This window comes from Streptomyces koelreuteriae (assembly GCF_018604545.1).
Lineage (GTDB): Bacteria > Actinomycetota > Actinomycetes > Streptomycetales > Streptomycetaceae > Streptomyces > Streptomyces koelreuteriae.
The window spans coordinates 2,599,615-2,623,833 of record NZ_CP075896.1 but is presented as its reverse complement, the minus strand read 5'-3'; the positions used below and the strand labels follow the sequence as shown (position 1 = coordinate 2,623,833).

At 69.8% G+C, this 24,219-nt stretch carries 24 protein-coding genes and 1 riboswitch; of the genes, 12 read left to right on the top strand and 12 right to left on the bottom strand.

Going from position 1 to position 24,219, the window contains the following annotated elements; genetic code table 11:
• Nucleotides 1-104: 104 nt before the first annotated feature.
• Nucleotides 105-243, bottom strand: a riboswitch (cobalamin riboswitch).
• 151 nt (nucleotides 244-394) lie between these two features.
• The 3 genes from mctP to KJK29_RS11430 form a co-directional block, all read right to left on the bottom strand.
• Nucleotides 395-2,023 carry a monocarboxylate uptake permease MctP gene (gene mctP / locus KJK29_RS11440; protein WP_215118604.1) on the bottom strand — a complete coding sequence of 543 codons (1,629 nt, stop codon included), beginning with the start codon at nucleotides 2,021-2,023 and terminating at the stop codon, nucleotides 395-397.
• Entirely contained in the window at nucleotides 2,020-2,274 is a 255-nt protein-coding gene (locus KJK29_RS11435; RefSeq protein WP_215118603.1) for a DUF3311 domain-containing protein, read from the bottom strand. The genes mctP and KJK29_RS11435 overlap by 4 nt, the downstream gene beginning before the upstream one ends.
• A 139-nt stretch (nucleotides 2,275-2,413) precedes the next feature.
• Complete coding sequence (locus KJK29_RS11430) at nucleotides 2,414-3,178, bottom strand: GntR family transcriptional regulator (protein WP_215118602.1); 765 nt, start codon at nucleotides 3,176-3,178, stop codon at nucleotides 2,414-2,416.
• A 265-nt stretch (nucleotides 3,179-3,443) separates the two neighbouring features.
• On the opposite strand from KJK29_RS11430, the gene KJK29_RS11425 reads away from it, so the two are divergent.
• The 6 genes from KJK29_RS11425 (at nucleotide 3,444) to KJK29_RS11400 (ending at nucleotide 9,146) form a co-directional block, all read left to right on the top strand.
• A complete protein-coding gene (locus tag KJK29_RS11425) occupies nucleotides 3,444-4,724 on the top strand; it encodes an extracellular solute-binding protein (RefSeq protein ID WP_215118601.1) in 1,281 nt (426 codons plus the stop codon).
• A 121-nt stretch (nucleotides 4,725-4,845) separates the two neighbouring features.
• On the top strand, nucleotides 4,846-5,832 hold the full coding sequence (locus KJK29_RS11420) for a carbohydrate ABC transporter permease (protein WP_215118600.1): 987 nt from the start codon (nucleotides 4,846-4,848) through the stop codon (nucleotides 5,830-5,832).
• Entirely contained in the window at nucleotides 5,829-6,707 is an 879-nt protein-coding gene (locus KJK29_RS11415; protein ID WP_215118599.1) for a carbohydrate ABC transporter permease, read from the top strand. Before KJK29_RS11420 ends, KJK29_RS11415 begins: the two co-directional genes overlap by 4 nt.
• Before the next feature lie 9 nt (nucleotides 6,708-6,716).
• A complete protein-coding gene (locus KJK29_RS11410) occupies nucleotides 6,717-8,285 on the top strand; it encodes a glycoside hydrolase family 3 protein (protein ID WP_215118598.1) in 1,569 nt (522 codons plus the stop codon).
• Nucleotides 8,286-8,349: 64 nt separating this feature from the next.
• Nucleotides 8,350-8,598 carry a helix-turn-helix transcriptional regulator gene (locus KJK29_RS11405; RefSeq protein ID WP_184590604.1) on the top strand — a complete coding sequence of 83 codons (249 nt, stop codon included), beginning with the start codon at nucleotides 8,350-8,352 and terminating at the stop codon, nucleotides 8,596-8,598.
• Nucleotides 8,595-9,146 (top strand): hypothetical protein, encoded by a 552-nt coding sequence (locus tag KJK29_RS11400; protein ID WP_215118597.1) that lies wholly within the window; start codon nucleotides 8,595-8,597, stop codon nucleotides 9,144-9,146. The genes KJK29_RS11405 and KJK29_RS11400 overlap by 4 nt, the downstream gene beginning before the upstream one ends.
• 95 nt (nucleotides 9,147-9,241) lie before the next feature.
• Here KJK29_RS11400 and nagB read toward each other — a convergent pair whose 3' ends face one another.
• Entirely contained in the window at nucleotides 9,242-10,027 is a 786-nt protein-coding gene (gene nagB / locus KJK29_RS11395) for a glucosamine-6-phosphate deaminase (RefSeq protein WP_215118596.1), read from the bottom strand.
• 263 nt (nucleotides 10,028-10,290) lie between these two features.
• Here nagB and KJK29_RS11390 point away from each other — a divergent pair, with 263 nt between their 5' ends.
• Complete coding sequence (locus KJK29_RS11390) at nucleotides 10,291-11,364, top strand: SIS domain-containing protein (RefSeq protein WP_215118595.1); 1,074 nt, start codon at nucleotides 10,291-10,293, stop codon at nucleotides 11,362-11,364.
• A 176-nt stretch (nucleotides 11,365-11,540) separates the two neighbouring features.
• On the opposite strand, the gene KJK29_RS11385 is transcribed toward KJK29_RS11390, so the two are convergent.
• Nucleotides 11,541-12,293 carry an SDR family oxidoreductase gene (locus KJK29_RS11385; RefSeq protein ID WP_215118594.1) on the bottom strand — a complete coding sequence of 251 codons (753 nt, stop codon included), beginning with the start codon at nucleotides 12,291-12,293 and terminating at the stop codon, nucleotides 11,541-11,543.
• Between the two features lie 97 nt (nucleotides 12,294-12,390).
• Here KJK29_RS11385 and KJK29_RS11380 point away from each other — a divergent pair, with 97 nt between their 5' ends.
• Both KJK29_RS11380 and KJK29_RS11375 read left to right on the top strand, forming a co-directional pair.
• Nucleotides 12,391-13,089 carry a TetR/AcrR family transcriptional regulator gene (locus KJK29_RS11380; RefSeq protein WP_251057762.1) on the top strand — a complete coding sequence of 233 codons (699 nt, stop codon included), beginning with the start codon at nucleotides 12,391-12,393 and terminating at the stop codon, nucleotides 13,087-13,089.
• Between the two features lie 379 nt (nucleotides 13,090-13,468).
• A complete protein-coding gene (locus KJK29_RS11375) occupies nucleotides 13,469-14,935 on the top strand; it encodes a sensor histidine kinase (protein WP_215124232.1) in 1,467 nt (488 codons plus the stop codon).
• A 188-nt stretch (nucleotides 14,936-15,123) separates the two neighbouring features.
• Here the strand turns inward: KJK29_RS11375 and KJK29_RS11370 are convergent, their stop codons facing one another.
• A complete protein-coding gene (locus tag KJK29_RS11370) occupies nucleotides 15,124-15,381 on the bottom strand; it encodes a WhiB family transcriptional regulator (RefSeq protein ID WP_016639615.1) in 258 nt (85 codons plus the stop codon).
• Nucleotides 15,382-15,703: 322 nt separating this feature from the next.
• Nucleotides 15,704-16,672 carry a diacylglycerol/lipid kinase family protein gene (locus tag KJK29_RS11365; protein ID WP_215118593.1) on the bottom strand — a complete coding sequence of 323 codons (969 nt, stop codon included), beginning with the start codon at nucleotides 16,670-16,672 and terminating at the stop codon, nucleotides 15,704-15,706.
• A gap of 116 nt (nucleotides 16,673-16,788) precedes the next feature.
• Between KJK29_RS11365 and KJK29_RS11360 the strand changes: the two genes are divergently transcribed.
• Complete coding sequence (locus tag KJK29_RS11360; RefSeq protein ID WP_215118592.1) at nucleotides 16,789-17,238, top strand: hypothetical protein; 450 nt, start codon at nucleotides 16,789-16,791, stop codon at nucleotides 17,236-17,238.
• Between the two features lie 3 nt (nucleotides 17,239-17,241).
• On the opposite strand, the gene KJK29_RS11355 is transcribed toward KJK29_RS11360, so the two are convergent.
• From KJK29_RS11355 to KJK29_RS11345, 3 genes are all read right to left on the bottom strand, one after another.
• The gene (locus KJK29_RS11355) at nucleotides 17,242-18,378 is read right to left on the bottom strand and encodes an RNA polymerase sigma factor SigF (protein WP_215118591.1); all 1,137 of its coding nucleotides are present in this window, start codon (nucleotides 18,376-18,378) and stop codon (nucleotides 17,242-17,244) included.
• Between the two features lie 17 nt (nucleotides 18,379-18,395).
• Entirely contained in the window at nucleotides 18,396-18,809 is a 414-nt protein-coding gene (locus KJK29_RS11350; protein WP_003992877.1) for an ATP-binding protein, read from the bottom strand.
• Nucleotides 18,810-19,069: 260 nt separating this feature from the next.
• Nucleotides 19,070-19,330 carry a UBP-type zinc finger domain-containing protein gene (locus KJK29_RS11345; RefSeq protein WP_107455506.1) on the bottom strand — a complete coding sequence of 87 codons (261 nt, stop codon included), beginning with the start codon at nucleotides 19,328-19,330 and terminating at the stop codon, nucleotides 19,070-19,072.
• Nucleotides 19,331-19,392: 62 nt separating this feature from the next.
• Here KJK29_RS11345 and KJK29_RS11340 point away from each other — a divergent pair, with 62 nt between their 5' ends.
• Complete coding sequence (locus tag KJK29_RS11340) at nucleotides 19,393-20,991, top strand: Na+/H+ antiporter (protein ID WP_215118590.1); 1,599 nt, start codon at nucleotides 19,393-19,395, stop codon at nucleotides 20,989-20,991.
• Nucleotides 20,992-21,076: 85 nt separating this feature from the next.
• Here the strand turns inward: KJK29_RS11340 and KJK29_RS11335 are convergent, their stop codons facing one another.
• Together KJK29_RS11335 and KJK29_RS11330 are read right to left on the bottom strand one after the other, a co-directional pair.
• On the bottom strand, nucleotides 21,077-21,994 hold the full coding sequence (locus KJK29_RS11335; RefSeq protein ID WP_215118589.1) for a 1-aminocyclopropane-1-carboxylate deaminase/D-cysteine desulfhydrase: 918 nt from the start codon (nucleotides 21,992-21,994) through the stop codon (nucleotides 21,077-21,079).
• A gap of 50 nt (nucleotides 21,995-22,044) precedes the next feature.
• Nucleotides 22,045-22,476 (bottom strand): DUF6010 family protein, encoded by a 432-nt coding sequence (locus KJK29_RS11330; protein ID WP_215118588.1) that lies wholly within the window; start codon nucleotides 22,474-22,476, stop codon nucleotides 22,045-22,047.
• A 290-nt stretch (nucleotides 22,477-22,766) separates the two neighbouring features.
• Here KJK29_RS11330 and KJK29_RS11325 point away from each other — a divergent pair, with 290 nt between their 5' ends.
• Nucleotides 22,767-24,173: a family 2B encapsulin nanocompartment shell protein gene (locus KJK29_RS11325; protein WP_215118587.1), complete on the top strand. Its 1,407-nt coding sequence runs from the start codon at nucleotides 22,767-22,769 to the stop codon at nucleotides 24,171-24,173.
• Nucleotides 24,174-24,219: the final 46 nt, after the last annotated feature.

Below are 24,219 nucleotides of genomic sequence, written 5' to 3'. Positions count from 1 at the left end.
GGCAAGGGGCCTCGCGCAGGGCAGGGGGCAGCACACGAGCGCACACGGCGTCGCGTCCACCGGCCCATTCCACGAGGCCCGGACGTCAGGGCACCCCGGCCGGACGGCCGGGCGCGCTGTCGGCAGGTCCTCGGACTGAAGCCTGTGCGCCCCGCCTTGGGGGCGGATACGCATAAGTACACCGTTGCGGGACAGTTCCGGATTCGCACCGGATTCCCCTGCGGCGACAGCGAGCACGAGCATACATCTTGTGCTGGGTTCGGGTGGCACCCCCAGATGTTGTGTCGCATTGGTGTCAGAGCGTCAACTTCACGTGACAGCGGGCCGCCGTGAATCCTTCTCACGGCGGCCCGCTGCGGGCTGTGTGCGGTTGTTCGCGCTGTTCCCCGCGCCCCTAGTGGGCGCTGCCGGCGGTGGCGGGCGGGAGTTCCACCTGGACGCCCGGGTCGCCCGCGTCGGCCGTGTAGTCCTCCGGCTTGGTCTCGTCGATGCCGTCGGGGGCCTTGAGGGCCTTCAGGACGAAGGTGAGGACCACCGTCACCACCACGTTCAGGACGAACGCCGTGAGGCCGATGTAGCCGATCTCACCGATGCCGGGGATCTCCTTCGAGGAGCCGCCGAAGTGCTTCTGGGTCGGCGAGGCGACCCCGTACGCGGCGGCTGTGCCGTAGATCATGCCGACCGCCCAGCCCGCGAGCAGCGCCCAGCGGTGGAACCAGCGGGTGAACAGGCCGCCGACCAGGGCCGGGAAGGTCTGCAGGATCCAGATGCCGCCGAGCAGCTGGAAGTTGATGGCGACGGTCTTGTCCATGGTGAGGACGAAGGCCAGCGCGCCCACCTTCACCAGCAGGGAGACCAGCTTGGAGACCTTGGTCTCCTGCGCCGGTGTGGCGTCCGGCTTGATGAAGTCCTTGTAGATGTTGCGGGTGAAGAGGTTCGCGGCCGCGATGGACATGATGGCCGCCGGCACGAGCGCTCCGATGCCGATCGCCGCGAAGGCCACGCCCGCGAACCAGTCCGGGAACATCGTCTCGAACAGCTGCGGGATCGCCAGCTGCCCGTTCTGCACCTTGATGCCGGCCGCGATCGCCATGAAGCCGAGCAGCGCGAGCAGGCCCAGCATCAGCGAGTACAGGGGCAGGATCGTGGTGTTGCGGCGGATCACCTCACGGCTGCGCGAGGACAGCGTCGCCGTGATCGAGTGCGGGTACATGAACAGCGCGAGCGCCGAGCCGAGCGCCAGCGTGGCGTACGTCCACTGCCCCGCCTCCGGCGGCACCAGCGCACCGCGCGCCGCACCCGTCGCCGGGTTGGTCTGGCTGTACGCGTCGCCCGCCTTGGCGAAGATCTCGTCGAAGCCGCCCAGCTTGATCGGGATGTAGATGATCGCCACCGCGATGACGATGTAGATCAGGGTGTCCTTGACGAAGGCGATCAGCGCCGGGGCCCGCAGGCCCGACGAGTACGTGTAGGCGGCCAGCACACCGAACGCGATCAGCAGCGGCAGGTCCTTGATGAACCAGTTGGTGTCCTCGCCGCCCCCGACGCCCATCACGTCCAGCACGGCCTGGATGCCGACGAGCTGGAGCGCGATGTACGGCATGGTCGCGAGGATGCCGGTGACGGCCACGGCCAGCGACAGGCCCTTGGAGCCGAAGCGGCCGCGCACGAAGTCGGACGTCGTCACATACCCGTGCTTGTGGGACACCGACCACAGACGGGGGAGGAAGGTGAAGATCAGCGGATAGACCAGGATCGTGTACGGCACCGCGAAGAAGCCGGCCGCGCCCGCCGCGTAGATCGCCGCCGGAACGGCCACGAAGGTGTAGGCCGTGTACAGGTCGCCGCCGAGCAGGAACCAGGTGACCCAGGTGCCGAACGACCGGCCGCCCAGGCCCCACTCGTCGAGGCTGTTCTCGTTCTCGGCCTTGCGCCAGCGCGAGGCCAGGAAGCCCATGACCGTGACGAGCAGGAAGAAGAAGATGAAGACGGCGAGCGCGACGCCGTTCACGCCGTCCTTCACCGCGCACCTTCCTTACGGGCGCGCTGGTCACGCTGCCACAGCTTGTAGGCGGTCATCGTCAGCGCGGTGGAGATGAGCACCCACGCCATCTGGTACCAGTAGAAGAACGGGATCCCGATGAAGGCCGGGTCGGTCTTGGCGTACGAGCCGACCCACAGCATGGCCACGAACGGCGCTATGAGGCACAGGGCGATGACGACACGCATCGGCGTCACCACCGGCCCTCTGCTGGCTTCTGGGGCTTGCGACATCAAGCGACTCCGTCCCCTCAGTGATCACCTGTGTAATGCGCAGGCAATCTAGGTCAGGGTGTGGCGGGAACGGAACCCCTCGTCCGCAATGCGGTACCCAATAGAAACCGGGGCCCACCAGCGGTCCGCGTGGCGTGCGCTACTCGACGGGCCGCTTCAGCCGGGCCACGAACTTGTACCGGTCCCCCCGGTACACCGACCGCACCCACTCCACCGGCTGTCCCTCCCGGTCCAGCGAGTGCCGGGACAGCATCAGCATCGGCAGGCCGACGTCCGTGCCGAGCAGGCCGGCCTCGCGCGGGGTGGCCAGCGAGGTCTCGATGGTCTCCTCGGCCTCCGCGAGATGGACGTCGTAGACCTCGGCGAGCGCGGTGTACAGGGACGTGTACTTCACCAGTGACCGCCGCAGCGCGGGGAAGCGCTTGGCGGACAGGTGGGTGGTCTCGATGGCCATCGGCTCGCCGTTGGCCATGCGCAGCCGCTCGATGCGCAGCACGCGTCCGCCGGGCGCGATGTCGAGCAGGCCGGCGAGGCGGTCGTCGGCGGTGATGTAGCCGATGTCCAGGAGCTGCGAGGTGGGCTCCAGGCCCTGGGCGCGCATGTCCTCGGTGTACGAGGTCAGTTGCAGCGCCTGGGAGACCTTCGGCTTGGCGACGAACGTGCCCTTGCCCTGGATGCGCTCCAGCCGGCCCTCGACGACCAGTTCCTGAAGGGCCTGGCGCACGGTGGTGCGCGAGGTGTCGAACTCCGCCGCCAGCGTGCGCTCGGGCGGGACCGGTGTGCCGGGCGCCTGCGTGTCCGTCATGTCGAGCAGGTGCTTCTTCAGGCGGTAGTACTTGGGCACGCGTGCGGTACGGACGGGTGCCCCGTTCTCGTTCTCCGCACTGCTGACGTCGGTGCTCATGCTCCGCCTTCCCGGCTCGGTCCGCCGAACGATCCCACTTGTATACCGTCGGCGCCGATTTTGGTCTAGTCCACCACGTCCAGTGGTCTACCTGAAGTATGGCGTGTACAGCCGGTATTTCGCTGGCTTATTACTTAAAGGTCCCTGCATATGTAGGTCGCATAACGGCTGGTCAGAGCCTTATCGGGCCTCTTGACAGGTCCCGTGGTCCAGGCCAAGCTCCTCCCTACTGGTCTACACCAATGGTCCAGCTGAGGAGGGTGGCGTGAAGCGCAAGCTGATATCCGCGATCGGTATCGCGGGCATGATGGTCTCCATCGCGGCGTGCGGGGGCGGGGGCGGTGGTTCGGACAAGGGCGGCGCGGACGCCAAGGAGCTGACGGTCTGGCTCACCGTCGACGCCCAGAACAACTGGCCGCAGCTGGTGAAGGCCGCCGACGCGGCCGTCAAGAAGAAGCACCCCGGCCTCAAGATCAACCACGAGTACTACGGCTGGCCCGACAAGAACGCCAAGCTCGACGCCGTCCTCGCCACCGACAAGGCCCCCGACGTGGTCGAGATGGGCAACACCGAGATGCTCGGCTACATGGTCAAGGGCGCCTTCGCTCCCCTGGACCCGGCGAAGTTCGACAACTCCGACGCCTGGCTGGACGGCCTCAAGGCCTCGGTCACCTACGAGGACAAGACCTACGGCGTCCCGTACTACGCCGGCGGCCGCGTCGCCAACTGGCGGGGGGACATCGCGGCTTCGGTCGGGGTGAAGACGCCCCCGAAGACCTACAAGGAGCTGACCGCCGCCCTGGACAAGATCCAGAAGAAGGAGGGCGGCAAGTTCAACGCCTGGTACCAGCCGACCCGCGACTGGTACGCGGCCATGTCCTTCGTCTACGACGCCGGCGGCGCCATCGCCACCGAGTCGGGCGGCCAGTGGAAGGCCTCGCTCTCCTCGCCCGAGTCCCTCAAGGGCCTGGGCGAGTTCAAGAAGGTCGTCGACTCCTACATGCACGGCGACAAGACCAAGGACGAGTCCGACCGCTACATCGTCTACGGCCAGGGCAAGTCCGCCATGATCTTCGCCGCCGCCTGGGAGGGCGCGACCGCCGAGGACCCCAAGAACGACAAGACCGGCAAGCTCAAGGGCAAACTCGAGAACTTCGTGATGCCCGGCCCGTCCGGCAAGAACATGCCCGTCTTCCTGGGCGGCTCCGACCTCGCCGTGCCGGTGAAGTCCGACGCGCAGGACCTCGCCGCCGAGTGGATCAACGCCTACACCGGCTCCTCCGGGCAGAAGGGCCTGATGGCCAAGGGCAATCTGCCCAACAACAAGACCGACCTCGCGACCCTGAAGAACGACCCGGCGACGGCGGTCCCCGCCACCGCGGCCGAGTCCAACTGGTTCGTCCCGATGGCCCCCGGCTGGGGCCAGGTCGAGAAGGCGCAGATCCTGCAGACCATGCTGCAGAGCATCGGCACCGGCAAGAAGTCGGTCGAGGCCGCCGCCAAGGACGCGGACGCCGCGATCGACAAGGTCATCAACACGAAGTGACCCGCGGGCGGGGCTCCCTCACCGGGTGGGGCCCCGCCGCCGTCACCTGGCGGAGACCCGCCGCCGTTCACCGGGCGGAGCCCCGCCCCGTCAGACCTGAGGGAGCGCCGAGGAGCACGCGATGAGTGCCGCAGACACCACCACCCCCGCCAAGGTGCCGCCGCCGCGGCAGGCACCGCCACCCCCTGCCGACGATCTGCCACGGGTGAAGCGGCCGTCGGGCGGGGCCACGGCCCCCTGGCTGCTGCTCGCGCCCTGCCTGCTGATCCTCGCCCTGGTCATGGGCTATCCGCTGGCCCGGCTGGTCACCCTGTCCTTCCAGAAGTTCGGGCAGTCCCAGCTGTGGGGCTTCCAGCCGGCCGAGTCGGTCGGGTTCGACAACTTCGCGAAGGTGCTGGGCGACGGCGAGTTCTGGGCCGTCGTCGTGCGCACCGTCGTCTTCGCGGCCGGAGCCGTCGTCTTCACGATGGTGATCGGCATGGCGCTCGCCCTGCTGCTCCAGCGGGTCTCCGGCTGGCTGAAGGTGCTCATCAACATCGTGCTGGTGGCGAGCTGGGGCATGCCCGTGATCGTGGCGACCACGGTCTTCAAATGGCTCTTCGACTCGGACTACGGCGTCTTCAACGCGCTGCTCAGCAAGCTGCCCGGCGTCGACATGATCGGCCACAACTGGTTCGCCAGCGGCCCCCAGGGCTTGGCCGTGATCATGCTGCTGGTCGTCTGGGGAGCCGTGCCGTTCGTGGTGATCACGCTCAGCGCGGGTCTCACCCAGGTCCCCAAGGAACTGGAGGAGGCGGCCCGCCTGGACGGCGCCGGCTCCTGGGGCGTCTTCCGCTACGTCACCCTCCCCGTCCTCAAGCCGATCATCGTGATGCTCACGACCCTGTCGGTCATCTGGGACATGGGCGTCTTCCCTCAGGTGTTCGTCATGCGCAACGGCCACCCCGAGCCGGAGTTCCAGGTCCTCAACACCTACTCCTACGACCGGGCGTTCGTCGTCAACGACTACGCCCAGGGCTCCGCCATCGCGCTGATCACCGTCCTGCTGCTGCTCGGCGTCGTCGCCGTCTACATGCGGCAGATGCTGAAGATCGGAGAGGTCGAATGAGCACGCTCGCCGGAGCCGGCCGCCGGAAGTCAGCCGTCCGCCGTCAGCCGGCCGGCCGCGGTCAGTCGCGGCTCGGCTGGAACCTCCTCGGCCTCTTGGTCTTCCTCGTCGCCGGCTTCCCGCTCTACTGGATGCTCAACACGGCGTTCAAGCCCGCCAAGGACGCCATCGACCCGGACCCGAGCCTGCTGCCGACCGGCATCACCTTCTCCAACTTCGGCCGGGCGCTGGACATCGCCGACTTCTGGGGCCCGGTGGGCCGCAGCCTCGTGGTGTCGCTGGCGGTCGTCGTCATCGGCATGGCCGTCGGGCTGCTGGCCGCGCTCGCCATCTCCCGGTTCGCCTTCCGCGGCCGGAAGGTCGTGATCGTGGGCATCCTGGCGGTCCAGATGGTCCCGCTGGTCGCCATGATCATCCCGGTGTTCCTGCTGCTCAACGACCTGGGCCAGTACGACCGGCTGACCGGCCTCATCATCACGTACCTCACCTTCGTCCTCCCGTTCACGGTGTGGACGCTGCGCGGCTTCATCGTCAACATCCCGAAGGAACTGGAGGAGGCGGCCATGGTCGACGGCTGCTCCCGCACCGGCGCCTTCCTCCGGGTCGTCTTCCCGCTCCTGGCCCCCGGCATGGTCGCCACCTCGGTCTACGGCTTCATCCAGGCCTGGAACGAGTACCTCTACGCCCTGATGCTGCTCAGCCAGAAGAACCAGACCGCGACCGTCTGGCTCGGCAACTTCACCACCAAGCACGGCACCGAATACGCCCCGATGATGGCCGGCGCCACGATGATGGCCGTGCCCATCGTCGCCCTTTTCCTCCTCGTCCAGCGCAAGATGGCCGCGGGCCTGACCGCGGGCGCCGTGAAGGGATGACCTCACCCGATGACGACACTCGCCAGCGGTGCCGACACGCTCACGCGTGACGCCCTGACGGTTCTCCAGCCCGGCTTCACCGGCACCACCGCCCCCGACTGGCTGCTGCGCAGGCTCGGCGAGGGCCTTGCCTCCGTCGGCCTGTTCGGCCGCAACATCGCCTCGCCCGGCCAACTGGGCGCACTCACCGCGCAACTGCGGGCCGAGCGCGACGACGTCCTGGTCGCGATCGACGAGGAAGGCGGTGACGTGACCCGCCTGGAGGTGCGGTCCGGCTCCTCCTTCCCGGGCAACCACGCCCTCGGCGCGGTCGACGACGTCGAGCTGACGCGCGCCGTCGCCCACGAACTGGGCCGCCGTCTCGCCGCCTGCGGCGTGAACCTCAACTGGGCCCCCTCCGCCGACGTGAACTCCAACCCGTCCAACCCGGTGATCGGCGTCCGCTCCTTCGGCGCCGACACCGATCTGGCCGCCCGGCACACCGCCGCCTACGTCGACGGCCTCCAGTCCGCCGGAGTCGCCGCCTGCACCAAGCACTTCCCCGGCCACGGCGACACGGCTGTCGACTCCCACCACTCCCTTCCGCACATCGACGTCCCCGCGGACGTCCTCACCGACCGCGAACTCACCCCGTTCCGCGCCGCCGTCGCCGCCGGCACCCGGGCCGTGATGAGCGCCCACATCCTGGTCCCGGCCCTGGACCCCGACCACCCGGCCACCCTCTCCCGGCGCATCCTGACCGGCCTCCTGCGCGGCGAACTCGGCTACGACGGCCTCATCGTCACCGACGGCATGGAGATGCGGGCCATCGCCGGCACCTACGGCATCGAACGCGGCAGCGTCCTCGCCGTCGCCGCCGGAGCCGACGCGATCTGCGTGGGCGGCGGCCTGGCCGACGACGCGACCGTACTGCGCCTGCGCGACGCCCTGGTCGCCGCGGTCCGCGCGGGCGAACTCCCGGAGGAACGCCTCGCCGACGCCGCCGACCGGGTGCGCGCACTGGCCCGCTGGGCGGGCACGGCCGGCCGCTCACCCGAGCCGGGTACGACACCCGGCGACGACATCGGCCTGCGGGCCGCCCGCCGCGCCCTCACGGTGACCGTCGCCCCGGGCCTGGAGGGCCCGGAGAGCTTCAAGCCCCTCACCGAACCCCCCTACGTCGCCGCCCTCACCCCCGTCGCCAACATCGCGGTCGGCGACGAGACCCCCTGGGGCGTCGCCGCGGAACTCATCCACCTCCTGCCGGGCACCGTGACCGGCAGCTTCTCCGCCGAGCCCGACAAGACCGGCGAGGGCCCAGACGGCGAGAGCGGGGCGAGCGCCGGACGGGCGGCACTTCAAGCGGCCGGTCCGCGCCGGATTGTCGCCGTCGTCCGGGACGAACACCGCCACCCCTGGATGGCCTCGGCCCTGGACACCCTCCTTGCGGCCCGCCCCGACACCGTCGTGGTCGAGATGGGCGTCCCCCAGGCCGCCCCGCGCGGCGCCCTGCACATCGCCACCCATGGCGCGGCCCGCGTCTGCGGCCGGGCGGCAGCCGAGGTGATCACGGGGCTGGCCGGGATCACGGGGTTGTAGGCATCCGGCGGGTGTAGGCATCAGGGGGTTGTAGGGATACCTCCGAATGTAGTACTTCTTATACATGAGCGAGCAGGTGCACAACAGGTTGGCCATGGTGCGTGCCGAACGGAAGGTGTCGCGCCAGAGCCTGGCCGAGGCAGTGGGAGCCCACTACCAGACCATCGGCTACATCGAGCGGGGGCAGTACAACCCGAGCCTCGACCTGGCGCTGAAGATCTCGAAGTTCTTCGGCCTGCCGGTCGAGGCCGTGTTCTCCCTCGAACCGTTCCGCCCGCTCACGGACGAGGTCTACGGGAGGAACCAGCCATGACGACGACACGCCTGACCCGCTACGACCGCAGCATGCTGCGGCTGATGAACGACCGCCGGGGCCAGGCCTGGTACGCCACGGCGACCCGCCGACGTCTGGCCGTCGCCGCGCACATCACCCTCACCGTGGCCCTCGGCGGACTGATGACCCACCTCTTCCTCGCCCAGGGCGAGCCGCTGTGGCCCGTCGCCGCCATGGCCGTCCTGCTGCTTCCCTGGATGGTCGCGACCGGCGTCATCAACGGCGCCACCAGGGGGCTGCTGGAGCTGCGCGAGCACGTCCTGGACGAGAGGCAGTCGGCGGAACGCAGCCGCGTCCTGGCCCGCGCCCACCGCATGACGACCCTGCTCCTGGCCGCGGCGGCGACTGCCCTGCTGACCACGGGCGGCGTCGCCGGCGACGCCCCGAAGGCCTACGCCGCGCCCCTGCTCATCGCCGTCCTCGTCGTCCACTGGGTGATGCCGCTGTGGGTGGCCGGCCTGCGCGCCCAGGACGAGCCGGCCGAGGATGACGCAGTGGAGGCCGGGGACCTCGCGTCTGCGGGGTGATCCGAAGGGAAGGGCAGGGTCTCCGGCGACCGGGACTCCAGCAACCGGGCTCCAGCGGCCGGGGCTCTGGCGGCAGGGACTCGGAAGGGCAGGCCCTATATCCCCTGCCACTCCGGCTTGTTGACGTACGTGTGCCGGAAGTAGTCCGCGAGCTTCAGCTTCGACGCGGCGGCCTCGTCCACGACGACGGTCGCGTGCGGGTGGAGCTGGAGCGCGGACGCGGGGCACACCGCGGCGACCGGCCCTTCCACCGTCGCCGCGACCGCGTCCGCCTTGCCCTCGCCGGTGGCGAGCAGCACCAGATGCCGCGCCTCCAGGATGGTGCCGATGCCCTGTGTGATCACGTGATGCGGCACCTGGTCGATGTCGCCGTCGAAGAACCGCGCGTTGTCTATCCGGGTCTGCTCGGTCAGCGTCTTGATCCGGGTCCGCGACGCCAGCGACGAGCACGGCTCGTTGAACCCTATGTGCCCGTCGGTCCCGATCCCGAGCAACTGAAGGTCCACACCCCCGGCGTCCGACAGCGCCTTGTCGTACGCCTCGCACGCGGCCTGCACATCCTCGGACGCACCGTCCGGTCCCGTGAACTGCTCCATCCCGATCCCGAGCGGCTCCAGCACCTCACGCCGCAGCACCGATCGGTACGACTCCGGATGGTCGGCGGGCAGCCCCACGTACTCGTCGAGCTGCGCGATCCGCGCCCCCGCGACGTCCACGGCACCGGACAGCGCCTTGGCCGCCAGCGCCTCGTACACGGGCAGTGGTGTCGAGCCCGTGGCCACGCCGAGCAGCGCGTCGGGCTTGCGCCGGAGCAACTGGGCCATGGCCTCGGCGATGAGCTCGCCGCCCGCCTTGGCGTCCGGAACGATGACAACTTCCACGCTGGGCCTGCCGATCTGAGTGGAATGCTCGACTGGGACTGGACCCACGAGGGGTCATGTGGTTTAGACCAATCTAACAGAGCGGGGCCCCCGCTCCCAGGGTGCGGGCCCTCGCTCCCGAGCAGGCGGCACGACTGTGCCGACCAGGCCTCGACCAGGTGAACAGTGCCGGTCTCGCGGGGGCGTTCTCGGGCCCGGGGGGAGTGGAATGGGAGTTGCAGCCGCCCGCGCCCCGCGCCCCGTGCCCACGGAAGGAACCTGACATGACTGCCGCCGTCACCCCGGACCCCTTCAGCGACCTCCCGGGCCGGACCATGGCCCGGGAGATGGCGGAGCAGCCCGCCGTCCTGCGCCGGATCCTGGCCGACGGCGCCCCTGCCGTTCGGGACGTGGCGCGGCAGATCGCCGCCCGTGCACCCCGCTTCGTCCTGCTGACGGCCCGCGGCACGTCCGACAACGCCGCCCTCTACGCCAAGTACCTGCTGGAGATCCGCCTCGGCCTGCCCTGCGGACTCACCTCGATGTCCACCACCACGGCCTACGGCGCCCGACCCGACCTCACGGACGTCCTCGTCGTCACCGTCAGCCAGTCCGGCGGCTCCCCGGACCTGGTCGCCTCGACCCGGGCCGCCCGCGAGGCCGGCGCGATCACCCTGGCCGTCACCAACAACCCCGACTCACCGCTCGCCGGCGTCTCCGAGTACCACATCGACATCATGGCCGGACCGGAGAAGGCGCTCCCCGCGACCAAGACCTACACCGCCTCCCTTCTCGCGCTCTACCTGTTCGTCGAGGGACTGCGCGGCGGTGACGGCGGGGCCGCGCACGCCCTGCCGGACCTCGCCGGGCAACTGCTCGCCCGGCAGGACGAGGTGCGCACCCTCGCCGCCCGCTACCGCTTCGCCGAGCGCATGGTGATCACCTCGCGCGGCTACGGCTACCCCACGGCCAAGGAGGCCGCCCTCAAGTTGATGGAGACCAGCTACATCCCCGCCCTCTCCTACTCCGGCGCCGATCTGCTGCACGGCCCGCTCGCGATGGTCGACAACGTCTCTCCGGTCATCGCCGTGGTCACCGACGGCAGGGGCGGCGAAGCGCTCCAGCCCGTCCTCGACCGCTTGCGCGGCCGGGGCGCCGACCTGGTCGTCATCGGCCCCAGGCATCAGGTCGAGCAGGCGACGGCCGGCTTCGTCCTGCCCACGGACGGCGTGGCCGAAGAGGTCCAGCCCGTCCTGGAGATCATCCCCCTCCAACTCCTCGCCTACGAGGTCACCATCGCCCGGGGCCAGGACCCGGACGCGCCGCGCGCGCTGGCGAAGGTGACGGAGACGCGCTGAACGGTGGGGGATCGCGGGCGCCGGGGGAGTGCTCTCGGTCTGATCGCCGTCGGGTGAGGCTGACTCAGGCAACCGTTGTGGGTGAGTCCGGTCCAGGCCCTATCGGCGCGTGAGCCCGACCTCGTCGCGGCGCCGGCCGTCCGCCCCCCCGCATCGTCGAGGGATACCGGCGACGCCTACGTAAGCGAACCCCCCGTCACATCCACCCAGCTCCCCGTCACCCACCGGCCCCCGTCCGAGGCCAGGAACGCCACCACGTCGGCGACGTCGGCGGACTCGCCCACTCCGCCCAGTGCCGATATCGCTGCGGCCTTCGCCCAGCCGTCGGGACTTCCGTGCAGCAGCGCGGCCGTGTTGTCCGTGTCGATGATCCCGGGCGCCACCGAGTTCACGGTGATGCCCCGAGGGCCCAGCACCTTGGACAGGTCCCGTGAGAAGACGTCCAGGGCGCCCTTCGTCATCGCGTACGCCATGTTGTCCGGCATCACCGCCGTGCGGGCCAGCCCCGACGAGATGTTGACGACCCGCCCGCCGTCCCGCAGTCGCGTCATGCCGTGCTGGAGGATGAAGAACGGCGCCTTCACATTGACCGCGAAGACCTGGTCGAACTCCCGCTCCTCCAGTTCCCCGATCGGTCGCGTGTTCCCGATCCCCGCGTTGTTCACCAGGATGTCGAGCCCGTCCGCGTGCCGGTCGAACTCCTCCCACAGGGCCTCGGCGTCGCCCGGTACTCCGAGCTCCACGCCCACCGCGAACGCCGAGCCGCCCGCCGCCTCGATCGCCGCGATCGTCTCCTTCGCCGCCGTCTCGTTCCTGCCGTAGTGCACCCCGACCCGCGCGCCGTCGCGCCCGAGCCGCTCGGCGATGCCTCGCCCGATGCCCCTGCTCGCCCCCGTGACGAGAGCCGTCCTACCCGTGAGCACGCCCATGGCGGCGCCCCCTTCTCATTTTCCTAGTGGTCGCTACAGAAATGACCGTACAGCAGCCCGCCGACATTTCTCTAGCGTCCGCTATAAAATGCACCCCATGGTGAACGACGACGACGCGACCGCGAAGCCGGAGCGGCCCGCCACCGCGGACGACCGGAGGGTGGCTACCGCGGGGGACGGCAAGAAGAAGGGCAGGCCTCGCGGCCGCCCCCGCTCCTTCGATCGTGAAACCGCACTGGAGAAGGCCCTCCTGGCCTTCTGGGAGCACGGCTACGAGGCCACGTCGGTCTCCGATCTCACCCGCGTCATGGACATCGGCACCCCCAGCCTCTACGCGGCCTTCGGCGACAAGCGCTCCCTCTTCGAGGAGGTCGTCCGCGTATACGGCACGGGTCACGGCTCGTTCACCGACCGCGCCCTCGCCGAGGAGCCCACCGCCCGGGCCGCCGTCGAGCGCACGCTGCGCGAGGCCGCCACGGCGTACACGGAACCCGGCCACCCGCACGGCTGCCTCGTCGTCCACGCGGCCACGAACTGCTCGGACACCGAGGTCGAGCAGTCGCTGCGGGACCGCCGCAACGCCAACATCGCCGCGTTCGAGAGCCGTATCGGCGCCGATGTCGCCGCCGGCGTGCTGCCCCCGGACACCGACGCCGCCGCCCTGGCCCGTCACGTCGGCGCGATGATCCAGGGCATGTCACAACAGGCGCGGGACGGGGCGAGCCGGGAGGAACTGGAGGCGGTCGCGGAAATTGCCATGACCATCTGGCCCCGCACAGGAACCCACAAGGGTTAGGCTGCGTGGTGGACGTCACTGCGTCCGACGCGCGGAAGACAGCACAACAACGAACAGCCTCCAACGCATGGACACCTCCTAGTGGTCTAGTCCACAATGCGTACGAAGGCGCTTGCGAAGCGCGTACAAGCCTCCGTCCTCCCCGCACAGGAGGACGGACCGAGGAACCGAGGGCTCTCTGCCCTGACTGCCCCGGGTCCTCATCCTTCGGCCGACCGGGACCGCACACCCCACGGCCGATGCTGCTCCGGGCTGCGGTGCCGAGAGGGTTGAGGGTCCCTCTCAGGCGCCGCGGCCCGCGGGTGTCTCAGGGCCCGTGGAGCATCCGAACATTTCAGAGCCGTACAAACCCCCGGGTACGCTCGCACACGTGCCCTCCATGAACGAACTCGTACGCCAGCACACCGCACTCGACGACACCGATCTCGAGTGGCTGCACCTGCTGGTCTCGGAGTGGCAGTTGCTCTCCGACCTCTCCTTCGCCGACCTGGTCCTGTGGGTCCCCACGAGCGACGGCACCCGGTACGTCTCGGTCGCCCAGATGCGGCCCAACACCGGACCGACCTCGTACCAGGACGACATGGTGGGCCACCTCGTCCCGCGAGGCCGCCGGCCCATGCTGGACGCCGCCCTCGACGAGGGCCGCATCGTACGCGAGGGTGACCCGGAGTGGCGCGAAGAGGTTCCCGTCCGGGTCGAGTCGATCCCCGTCCGGCGGGAGGGGCGCGTCCTCGGCGTCATCGCGCGCAACACCAACCTCCTCACCGTGCGTACCCCGAGCCGCCTGGAGCTCACCTACCTGCAGAGCGCCTCCGACCTCGCGCAGATGATCGCGGCCGGCTCCTTCCCGTTCGCGAACCAGCAGCTCGACATGGACGCCTCGCCCCGCGTGGGCGACGGACTGATCCGGCTCGACGCCGACGCCCTCGTCCAGTACGCCTCGCCGAACGCCCTCTCCGCCTACCACCGGCTCGGCCTCGCCTCCGACCTGGTCGGCCAGCACCTGGGCAGGACCACCGCCGAACTCGCCCCGACCCGGGGCCCGGTGGACGAGGCGCTCGCCAAGGTCGCCAGCGGCTGGGCGCCGCGCGAGTTCGAGATCGAGGCCACCGACGGGGTCATCCAGTTCCGCGCGATCCCCCTCAGTCCCAAGGGCACCCGCATCGGCTCGCTGGTCCTGCTCCGTGACGTCACCGAACTCCGTCGCCGCGAACGCGAGTTGATCACCAAGGACGCGACGATCCGGGAGATCCACCACCGGGTCAAGAACAACCTCCAGACGGTGGCCGCCCTGCTCCGGCTCCAGGCCCGGCGCATCGAGTCCGACCGCGGCCGCGAGGCCCTCGAAGAAGCGGTGCGACGCGTCGGATCGATTGCGATCGTGCACGAGACGCTCTCTCAGAACCTGGACGAGCGCGTCGAGTTCGACGACATCGCCGACCGTGTCCTGGCCATGGTCGCGGAAATCTCCCCGGGTAAAGTCACGGGCCGGCGCACCGGCCGCTTCGGCATTCTCGACGCCGAGGTCGCCACGCCCTTGTCCATGGTGCTGACCGAAATTCTGCAGAACGCTTTGGAGCACGGTTTCCGCGAGGGCGACACCGGCACGGTCGAGGTGTCGGCGATCCGCGGCGGTACTACCAAGGAAGCGAGGCTGCTGGTCACCGTTCAGGACGACGGCGTCGGTCTTCCGGAAGGCTTCGATCCGCACACCGCGGGCAACCTCGGTCTGCAGATCGTACGGACCTTGGTGGAGGGCGAGTTGAGCGGCACCTTCGACATGGTCCCGGCCCCGGAGCGCGGAACCCGCGTGATCCTCGACATCCCCGTGCGGTCACAGAAGTAGGGAAACGGCGGCTCGTCGGCGAAGCCCCCCGAACAGCATTGAGCCCCAGGCCACTTGGGGGCCCGGGGCTCAAGCTCGTTGCTGCTTTGCTAAGCGCATCGGGGGAACTGCGCGCTGCGGCTCGGGGGCGGGAGATGCGTACTCGCTGTACGCGCCGCCAAGCTCAGGCTGTCAGCAGGGGTGGGTTGTCAGGCGGAGGCCTGACGAGCCCGGTTGCGGGCGGCGCGGCGCTTCATGGCACGGCGCTCGTCCTCGCTGAGACCACCCCAGACGCCGGAGTCCTGGCCGGACTCGAGCGCCCACTGCAGACACTGCTCCATTACCGGGCAGCGACGGCAGACGGCCTTGGCTTCCTCGATCTGCAGCAGCGCAGGACCGGTGTTGCCGATGGGGAAGAAGAGCTCGGGGTCTTCCTCGCGGCAAACGGCGTTGTGACGCCAGTCCATGGCTGCTACCTCTCCTTGGTATTACGTGCAGGGCTTGCTTGTGAATGTGAACGCTTTCACGAATCCCTCAACAAGTGAAGGGCCGACCGCCAGGTTCCCTGGCGTAGGTCCTGTGATGTGGAGAGGGATTCTGGTGATCAGTGGAGGCCGGTCTTGCGGGCCATCCCGATCGCCACGTAGAGACTCGCAAACCTCAGCGGCGGATACAACCCCTTCTGGAAAGTTTTTTTTGATTCTTCGGTGTCGACTAGGTCACAGCCGTACTTCCATGGGGTGGATCCTGGCCTAAACGTTCGAGTGAAAGGACTTTAGCCAGTTCTGCTCACACAATCACACGCAGTGCACGGCGTACGCCTGTGAACGTCACGCTCGTTCGCAGACCCAGGTGGTCACCGTCCATCTGGAGGGGGAGCGGCACCTTGGAATGCAAGGTGAACTCGGTCAAGTCATGCAGGGAAGTGGCGTGTTTGCCATGGGGTCCACGCTCGGGGGACGAAGTGAGCAACTGGGTCCCATACCGGGCAACAGCGGCGGTGGACAGACGGCTGAGACCGAAGAGATCGAGCCCGGTATCGAACGAGGCCTTAGGTGCCGCGTAGATCGGGCGATTCCCCAGAAACGTCCACGGGGAGGTGTTCGAGACTATGGACAGCACCAGATCGGTGACCGGATCCTCGCCGGCCCGCTCCAGCGTGATCATGCCGTGCCGGCGATTGGTCTCACCGAGGAGTTGACGCACGACCTGGCGTACGTAGAGAGCGTGTGTGGATTTCCGGCCGCGCTCGCGGTGCTGTTCCACCCGGCCGACCACTCCGGCGTCGAAGCCGAGCCCCGCGTTGAAGGTGAACCAGCGGGCCGGCACCGTCTCGTCCTCCGTGCCGGGCGTGCCCGAGGCCAGGCCCAGGCCGACGGTGCGTTCGCTGCCGTCGCGCAGGGCGTCCAGCAGAGCGCCGGTGGCCTCCACGGCGTCATTGGGCAGGCCGAGGGCGCGGGCGAAGACATTGGTGGAACCGCCCGGGACCACGGCGAGGCCGGGGAGGTGCCCCGGGGCGGGGCCGGCGTGCAGGAGGCCGTTGACCACTTCGTTGACCGTGCCGTCGCCGCCGAGGGCCACCACGAGGTCGATGTCCTCGCTGTCCGCCGCCTGCCGGCCGAGGTCGCGCGCGTGGCCGCGGTACTCGGTGGTGACCGCCTCCAGCTTCATCTCGCTGGCGAGCGCGTGGATCAGTACGTCGCGCGTGCGCGCACTGGTGGTGGTTGCCGCCGGATTGACCACGAGAAGTGCACGCATGACTGGCAGCGTACCTACTGGGGGGTACCTGGCCCAGACCGAGGTAGGGATCCGGTAAGAGACCAGGGGTGAACCTGGCTACGGGAGGCGCGTACGACGAGGGCTACTCTTCAGGGGTGAGCAGTGAGCAGACCCCCACCACCGAGGTAACCACCGGCCCCCGCCCCCGGCGTCTGACGTACGCCGCGCTGCTGGCCGCGCTCGAGGGGCTCGCGCTGGTCGTCGGCGGCGTGTGGATCCTCGTCCTCGGCCTCACGGGGCATCCGGACGACCGGCAGCAAGCCGTGACCGGAGGCATCACGCTCGTGGTGCTCGCACTGCTGCCGCTGCTCGCGGCCCGTGGTCTGCTCGCCCTGCGCAGCTGGAGCCGCGGCCCGGCCGTCATCACCCAGCTCCTGGCGCTGCCGGTGGCCTACAACCTGCTGCAGGCCGACAGCATGGCCATTCCGGCCGGGATCGCTCTCGCGGTCGTGGCCGTCACGTCGCTCGTCCTGCTGGTGAACCCCGAGACGACCCGGGCCCTGGGGATCCGCGGGCCCGGCAACCCCGACAACGTGGGGAAGTAGCCGTCACTCCTCGACGAGGAGCTTCTCCCGCAGCTGCGCGAGTGTGCGCGCCAGTAGCCGCGAGACGTGCATCTGGGAGATGCCGACCTCCTGCGCGATCTGCGACTGGGTCATGTTGCCGAAGAACCGCAGCAGCAGGATCCGCTTCTCCCGCGGCGGGAGGTCCTCCAGCAGCGGCTTGAGGGACTCCCGGTACTCCACGCCCTCCAGCGCCTCGTCCTCCGCGCCGAGGGTGTCCGCGACCGCCGGGGACTCGTCGTCGGTGTCGGGGACGTCCAGGGACAGCGTGGAGTACGCGTTGGCGGACTCCAGGCCTTCCAGGACCTCCTCCTCCGAGATCGCCAGCTTCTCGGCGAGCTCGTGGACCGTGGGGGAGCGGCCGTGCAGCTGCGAGAGCTCGGCCGTGGCCGTGGTCAGCGCCAGGCGCAGCTCCTGCAGCCGGCGCGGGACGCGCACCGCCCAGCCCTTGTCCCGGAAGTGCCGCTTGATCTCGCCGACGACCGTCGGGGTCGCGTACGTCGAGAACTCCACGCCGCGATCCGGGTCGAAACGGTCGACGGACTTGATCAGTCCGATCGTGGCGACCTGGGTGAGGTCGTCCAGCGGCTCGCCGCGGTTGCGGAAGCGGCGTGCGAGATGCTCGACGAGCGGCAGGTGCATGCGGACCAGCTGATTGCGCAGTTCCGCGTACTCGGGGCTGCTGTCCCCCAGGGTGCGCAGTTTGAGGAACATCTCGCGCGCCCCGCTGCGGTCCGGAGAGCCATGGTGCGCACCCTGTGCGCGGGGCGCGCTCGGTGCCTGATGCTCGGAGTCCCGCTCGTGCTCGCTCATCGTCCCGCCCGTCGCCCTTCCCCGAGCCCTCGCCTCCTCCGCCACTCTCGACTTCGCGTGAGTGGGAGGACCCCCTGGGACAGGGGATGCGGTGATCCCCCCGCCCGGAGGCGCGCTCCGCACGGCACCGCCTTGGTCCAGCGGCCCGCCGCCCTGGAGGACGGCCCCCGCGGAGTCGTCCTCAGGGTGCGGGCGGGCCTGCTCGGGGATGCCGTCGATGCCGTCCGCCATGCGCCGGGCCCCGCTCGGACCGCTCGTGCCCGTGCCCTCGGCCGGCAGCTCCTGTGTGCTGCGCTCTTCGTCCCGCACCGGCCCGTCCTCGCTCCTCACGCCGGCCCGGGTCCCGCGCCGCGCTGTTTGTAGAGGCTGATCGAAACGGTTTTGTCCTTGTCCACGGCGGAGGAGACCTTGCCCGCGAGGGCGGACAGGACGGTCCAGGCGAAGGTGTCCCGCGAGGGGGCATGGCCATCCGTGGTCGGAGCCGAGACAGTGACCTCGAGTGAGTCGTCGACGAGGCGGAACACACAGCTGAGCACCGAGCCGGGCACGGCCTGCTGAAGCAGGATCGCGCAGGCCTCGTCCACCGCGATGCGCAGGTCCTCGATCTCGTCGAGGGTGAAGTCCAAACGGGCCGCGAGACCGGCCGTGGCCGTACGCAGCACCGACAGGTAGGCACCCGCGGCCGGCAGCCGGACTTCCACGAAGTCCTGGGTCGCGGGCTCGCCTGCGATCTGGGACACCCTCACCTCCATGGTGGTACAAGCGTTTCAGGGCCGAGGGTCGCCCCCCGGGGTAACGCGATACGTGGTTCAGCGGTGACGCTATCGCGCTCTCGACGGTTCTGTCCTCGGGACCCCAACCCCTTGTCGTCACTCACAGTAAACCTGTGGATACGCTCCGTGTCTAGGGGTTGGGCGGGCCCAAATGGGAAGAGCGCGCGCCGGGTTGACGTACCCAGACGTCAGACGGTCGAACCGTCCCCCGCCGGGGTCTTGCCGAGTCACACCAGGACATGGTCGACGAAGCACCATCGCCAGGTCTCCCCGGGCTCGTGCGTCCGCATCACGGGATGGCCGGACTCCTTGTGGTGCCCCGCCGCGTGCCGCCCCGGCGAGGAGTCGCAGCAGCCGACGTGACCGCAGCTGAGGCACAGCCGCAGTTGCACCGGATCCATGCCTTCCGCCAAGCACTCCGGACACGTCTCGCTGAGCGGGCCGGGTTCGGGGTGCGGCAGCGCGTCGGCGTGCGTGCACTGTTTCATGATTGCCAGGTTACGACGGTCGAGCGGAAGACCGCGCGGAAAAAAGAGGGCGGGCGAGAACGATGGACGTGATGCCACTGCTGTTGCTGGTGGCGGGCAGTGCCGCGATCGCGGCGGCCGCGCGGCGCACCCCGGTGCCGGCGCCGCTGCTGCTGGTGGCGATCGGGCTGGCGGTCAGCTACGTCCCCGGGGTGCCCGAGTACACGCTCGACCCGCACATCGTCCTGCCGCTCATCCTGCCTCCGCTGCTGTACACGGCCGCCACCGACAGCTCCTACCTCGACCTGAGAGCCCAGCTCAGGCCGGTCGCGATGCTGTCCGTCGGCTACGTGCTCTTCGCGACCTTCGTCGTCGGCTGGGCCCTGTACCTGATCGTGCCCGACCTGCCGCTGACCGCGGCCCTGGTCTTCGGCGCGGTGGTGGCGCCGCCGGACGCCGTCGCGGCGACGGCGGTGGCACGCCGGGTCGGGCTGCCGTCCCGGATCACCACGATCCTCCAGGGCGAGTCCCTGCTGAACGACGCCACCGCGATCACCGCCTACCGGGTGGCCCTCGCGGCCGCCATCGGTGAGGGCGCGACCTGGGCCGGGGGTATCGGCGAGTTCCTGCTCGCGGCGGTCGGCGGTGTCGTCGTCGGGCTGCTGCTGATGGCGCCGATCCACTGGCTGCGCACGCACGTGAAGGAGGCGCTGCTGCAGAACACGCTCTCCTTGCTGATCCCGTTCGTCGCCTACGCCGTCGCCGAGCAGGTGCACGCCTCCGGTGTCCTCGCGGTCGTGGTCGTCGCGCTCTACCTGGGACACCGCGCGTGGGAGGTCGATTTCGCCACGCGCCTCCAGGAGGAGGCGGTGTGGAAGATGGTGGCCTTCGTCCTGGAGTCGGCGGTGTTCGCGCTGATCGGACTGCAGCTTCCGGTGGTCCTGAAGGGCCTCGGACAGTACGAGGGCGCCGAAGCCGCCTGGTACGCGCTCGTCGTGTTCCTGGTGGTCGTCGCGGCCCGGTTCGTCTGGGTGTACCCGGCGGCCTTCCTGCCCCGGCTGCTGTCGGCCCGGATCCGGGAGAGGGAGGCGAGCCTGACCTGGAAGGGGCCGTTCATCGTCGCGTGGGCCGGTATGCGGGGGGTGGTCTCGCTGGCCATCGCCTTCTCCATCCCGCTGACCATGCACGACGGCGAGGTGCCCTTCCCGCACCGCAACCTGATCCTCTTCCTGACCTTCACGACGGTCATCGCCACCCTGGTCGTGCAGGGCCTGACCCTGCCCCCGCTGATCCGGCTGCTGAAGGTCCCCGGACGGGACGTCCAGGCCGAGACGCTCGCCGAGGCGAACGCCCAGGCGCAGGCCTCCCGGGCCGCCGAGCGGCGCCTGGACGAACTCCTCGCCGACGAGCGCAACGCCCTGCCCGCCCCGCTCGCCGACCGGCTGCGCATCGTCCTGGAGCGCCGCCGCAACGCCGTCTGGGAACGGCTCGGGCAGGCCAACCCGGTCACCGGGGAGTCCGTCGACGACACCTACCGGCGGCTGTCGCGGGAGATGATCAGCGCCGAGCGCGAGGTGTTCGTCAGACTCAGGGACGGCCGGTACATCGACGACGAGATGCTGCGGACCCTGCTGCGCAGGCTGGACCTGGAGGAGGCGGCGGCCTTCCGGGAGGCGGCGTAGGGACGGCGAGGAGTCGCTGTGGGCGTCAGGAGAGGCTGCCCTGCTGCCGGAGGCCGGGTCGGGTGTGACGAGGCGCTGCCGGCCGTCACGGGAAGGGGCGGCCGGTGATGACGGCCGCCACCGTCGTCCCGCGCGGGAAGGCGCCTTCGTCGGCCAGGGCGACGAGGCCGTAGAGCAGCTTGGCCACATACAGGCGTTCGACAGGCAGGCCGTGACGGCGTTCGAAGTTCGCGGCGAAGGCGTCGAGCTCGTCGGGCACGCGCGCGTAGCCGCCGAAGTGGAAGCGGTCGTCGAGGCTCCAGGAGCCGCGCGGGCCGCCGAAGGCCTGCCGCTGCAGGGCCTCGGTCTCGGCGGTCAGGAAGCCGCCCTTGAGGACCGGCACGCCCAGAGCGCGCTGCGCGGGAGCGAGCCCGGCGGCCAGTCCGGCCAGCGTGCCTCCGGTGCCGCAGGCCACGGCCACGACATCGGCCCGGTCGCGCAGTTCTTCGCCGAGCGCCCGGCATCCGCGTACGGCCTCGGCGTTGCTGCCGCCCTCGGGGACGACGTAGGCGCCCTCGGCGTCAGCCGCGCGAAGGATGCCGGCCAGGGCCTCCGGCTCCGACTTGCGGCGGTACGTCGTCCTGTCCGCGAAGTGCAGCCGCATGCCGTCGGCCGCACACCGTGCGAGGGAGGGGTTGAGGGGGCGGCCGGCCAGTTCGTCGCCGCGTACGACGCCGACCGTGGGAATGCCGAGCAGGCGCCCGGCCGCGGCCGTGGCGCGCAGGTGGTTGGAGTAGGCGCCGCCGAAGGTGACGACGGGGCGACCGGCCGCCGCCGCGAGGTTCGGCGCCAGCTTGCGCCACTTGTTGCCGATCAGCTCCGGGTGGATCAGATCGTCCCGCTTCAGCAGCAGCCGGACGCCCCGGCGCTCGAACCGGTCGTCGACGACTTCCCGCACCGGCGAGGGCAGCCGGGGGCGCAGGGCCGCGAGGCCGGGCGCGTCGGGGGCGTCGGGGCTGGTCACCCCGTCATTGTGACTCGGGGCGAAGGCGGCCCGGCCGTCGGCCCGCTCCGTCAGCCGGCCGTCGTTGTCGGTGTCGGCTCGGAACCCTCGGGGCGGCGTCGGCCACGCACGAACTCGACGAGCGAGGGTCCGCCTCGCAGGCACCAGAGCGCGATCACCGGGTCGCAGATCGCGCAGCCCAGGGACGAGGTGTGGAGGAACGGGATGATCGGGGCGCCCTTGACGTGGTGGACGAGGTCCCACGCCGTGTGCAGCAGCCAGCCGACGCCGATCCACGTCCACGACTCCAGACCGCGGAAGGCGACGTAGGTGACCAGCGCGGTGAAGGGGAACTCCCAGCCGCCCATGCCACCGCCGCTGAGATACGCGGCACCGGCGCCCGCGACCATCACCGCGTTCAGGCGCCGCCGGTGCGGTTCGCGGACCAGGGACATCAGCAGGGCGTAGAGGATGCCGATGCCGATCGGCGCGATGTACTGCATCGATGGGGCCGTTTCTGGAGCCGGGACGGGAACGGCTCATCACGCTAGATCCCGGCAGGCCCGCTCCCCAGGGGCGTGAGCGACAGCTTTCCACGGGTTGTCGCCACCCGGCCCGGCTCGGGCCACGGCACCTTCGAAGTCCAAAAAGGGCCTCCTCTGCCCAGTGATACGAAGATCCATTCCCCCTCTTTCGGGTAATAGCACCGCGACGCTGAGTGAGGAAGGCTTGCCCGTGGACATCGATGCCCGAGGCATATGGGCGTTGGGCATAACCGGGAGGGCAGTTCTCTATGTCGGTAGGCGAAGAGGTCCGCACGGAGGAGACCAAGCCGCAGCAGAGTCTCGGCACGGCGGCCGCGCGGAACCTGGCCACCACGACCAAGTCCGTGCCGCAGATGCAGGAGATCAGCTCCCGCTGGCTGCTGCGGACGCTGCCCTGGGTGGACATCCAGGGCGGTACGTACCGGGTGAACCGGCGGCTGACCTTCGCCGTCGGCGACGGCCGGGTGACGTTCGTGAAGACCGGCGACCGCGTCGAGATCATCCCCGCGGAGCTGGGCGAACTGCCGGCGCTGCGGTCGTACGAGGACCAGGAGGTGCTCTCCGAGATCGCCCGTCGCTGCGAGCAGCGGGAGATCCGGGCGGGCGAGGTGATCGCCTCGTTCGGCAGCCCGTCCGACGAGGTGTACCTGCTGGCGCACGGCAGGGTGGAGAAGGTCGGCACGGGACCGTACGGGGACGACGAGTCCCTCGGAGTCCTCGCCGACGGCGCCTACTTCGGTGAGGACGCCCTGCTGGACGAGGACGCGATCTGGGAGTACACGGCCCGCGCGCTCACCGCGTGCACCGTGCTGGTGCTGCCCCGACAGGAGTTCGCGCAGATCGCGGAGCGCTCGGACTCGCTGCGCGAACACCTGCACCAGAGCCGCGCGATCCCCGAGCAGCGCTCCAACAAGTACGGCGAGAAGGAGATCGACGTCTCCTCCGGCCACTCCGGCGAGCCGGACATCCCGCACACCTTCGTCGACTACGAGGCCAGTCCCCGCGAGTACGAACTGAGCGTCGCCCAGACCGTGCTGCGCATGCACACGCGCGTGGCCGACCTCTACAACCAGCCCATGAACCAGACCGAGCAGCAGATCCGGCTGACGGTCGAGGCGCTGAAGGAGCGCCAGGAGCACGAGCTCGTCAACAACCGCGACTTCGGGCTCCTGCACAACTGCGAGTACGAGCAGCGGATCCAGCCGCACGACGGTGTGCCCAGCCCGGACGACATGGACGAGCTGCTCAGCAGGCGCCGGGGCACCAAACTGCTCCTCGCCCACCCGCGTGCGATCGCCGCGTTCGGGCGTGAGCTCAACAAGCGCGGGCTGGTGCCCGAGACCATCGACGTCGGCGGCAACCGCATCCCCACCTGGCGCGGTGTGCCGATCTACCCGTGCAACAAGATCCCGGTGACCGAGGCCCGTACGACGTCGATCATCGCCATGCGTACCGGCGAGGCCGACCAGGGTGTCATCGGGCTGCGGGCCTCCGGCATCCCGGACGAGATCGAGCCGAGTCTGTCGGTGCGCTTCATGGGCATCAATGAACAGGCCATCATCAAGTACCTGGTCACGGCCTACTACTCGGCCGCGGTGCTGGTACCGGACGCGCTCGGAGTCCTGGAGAACGTCGAGATCGGCCGCTGGCGGTGACGCTCCCGGTGCATCGGCCGTGTCCCTGTCCGCCCGGGCGGGTACA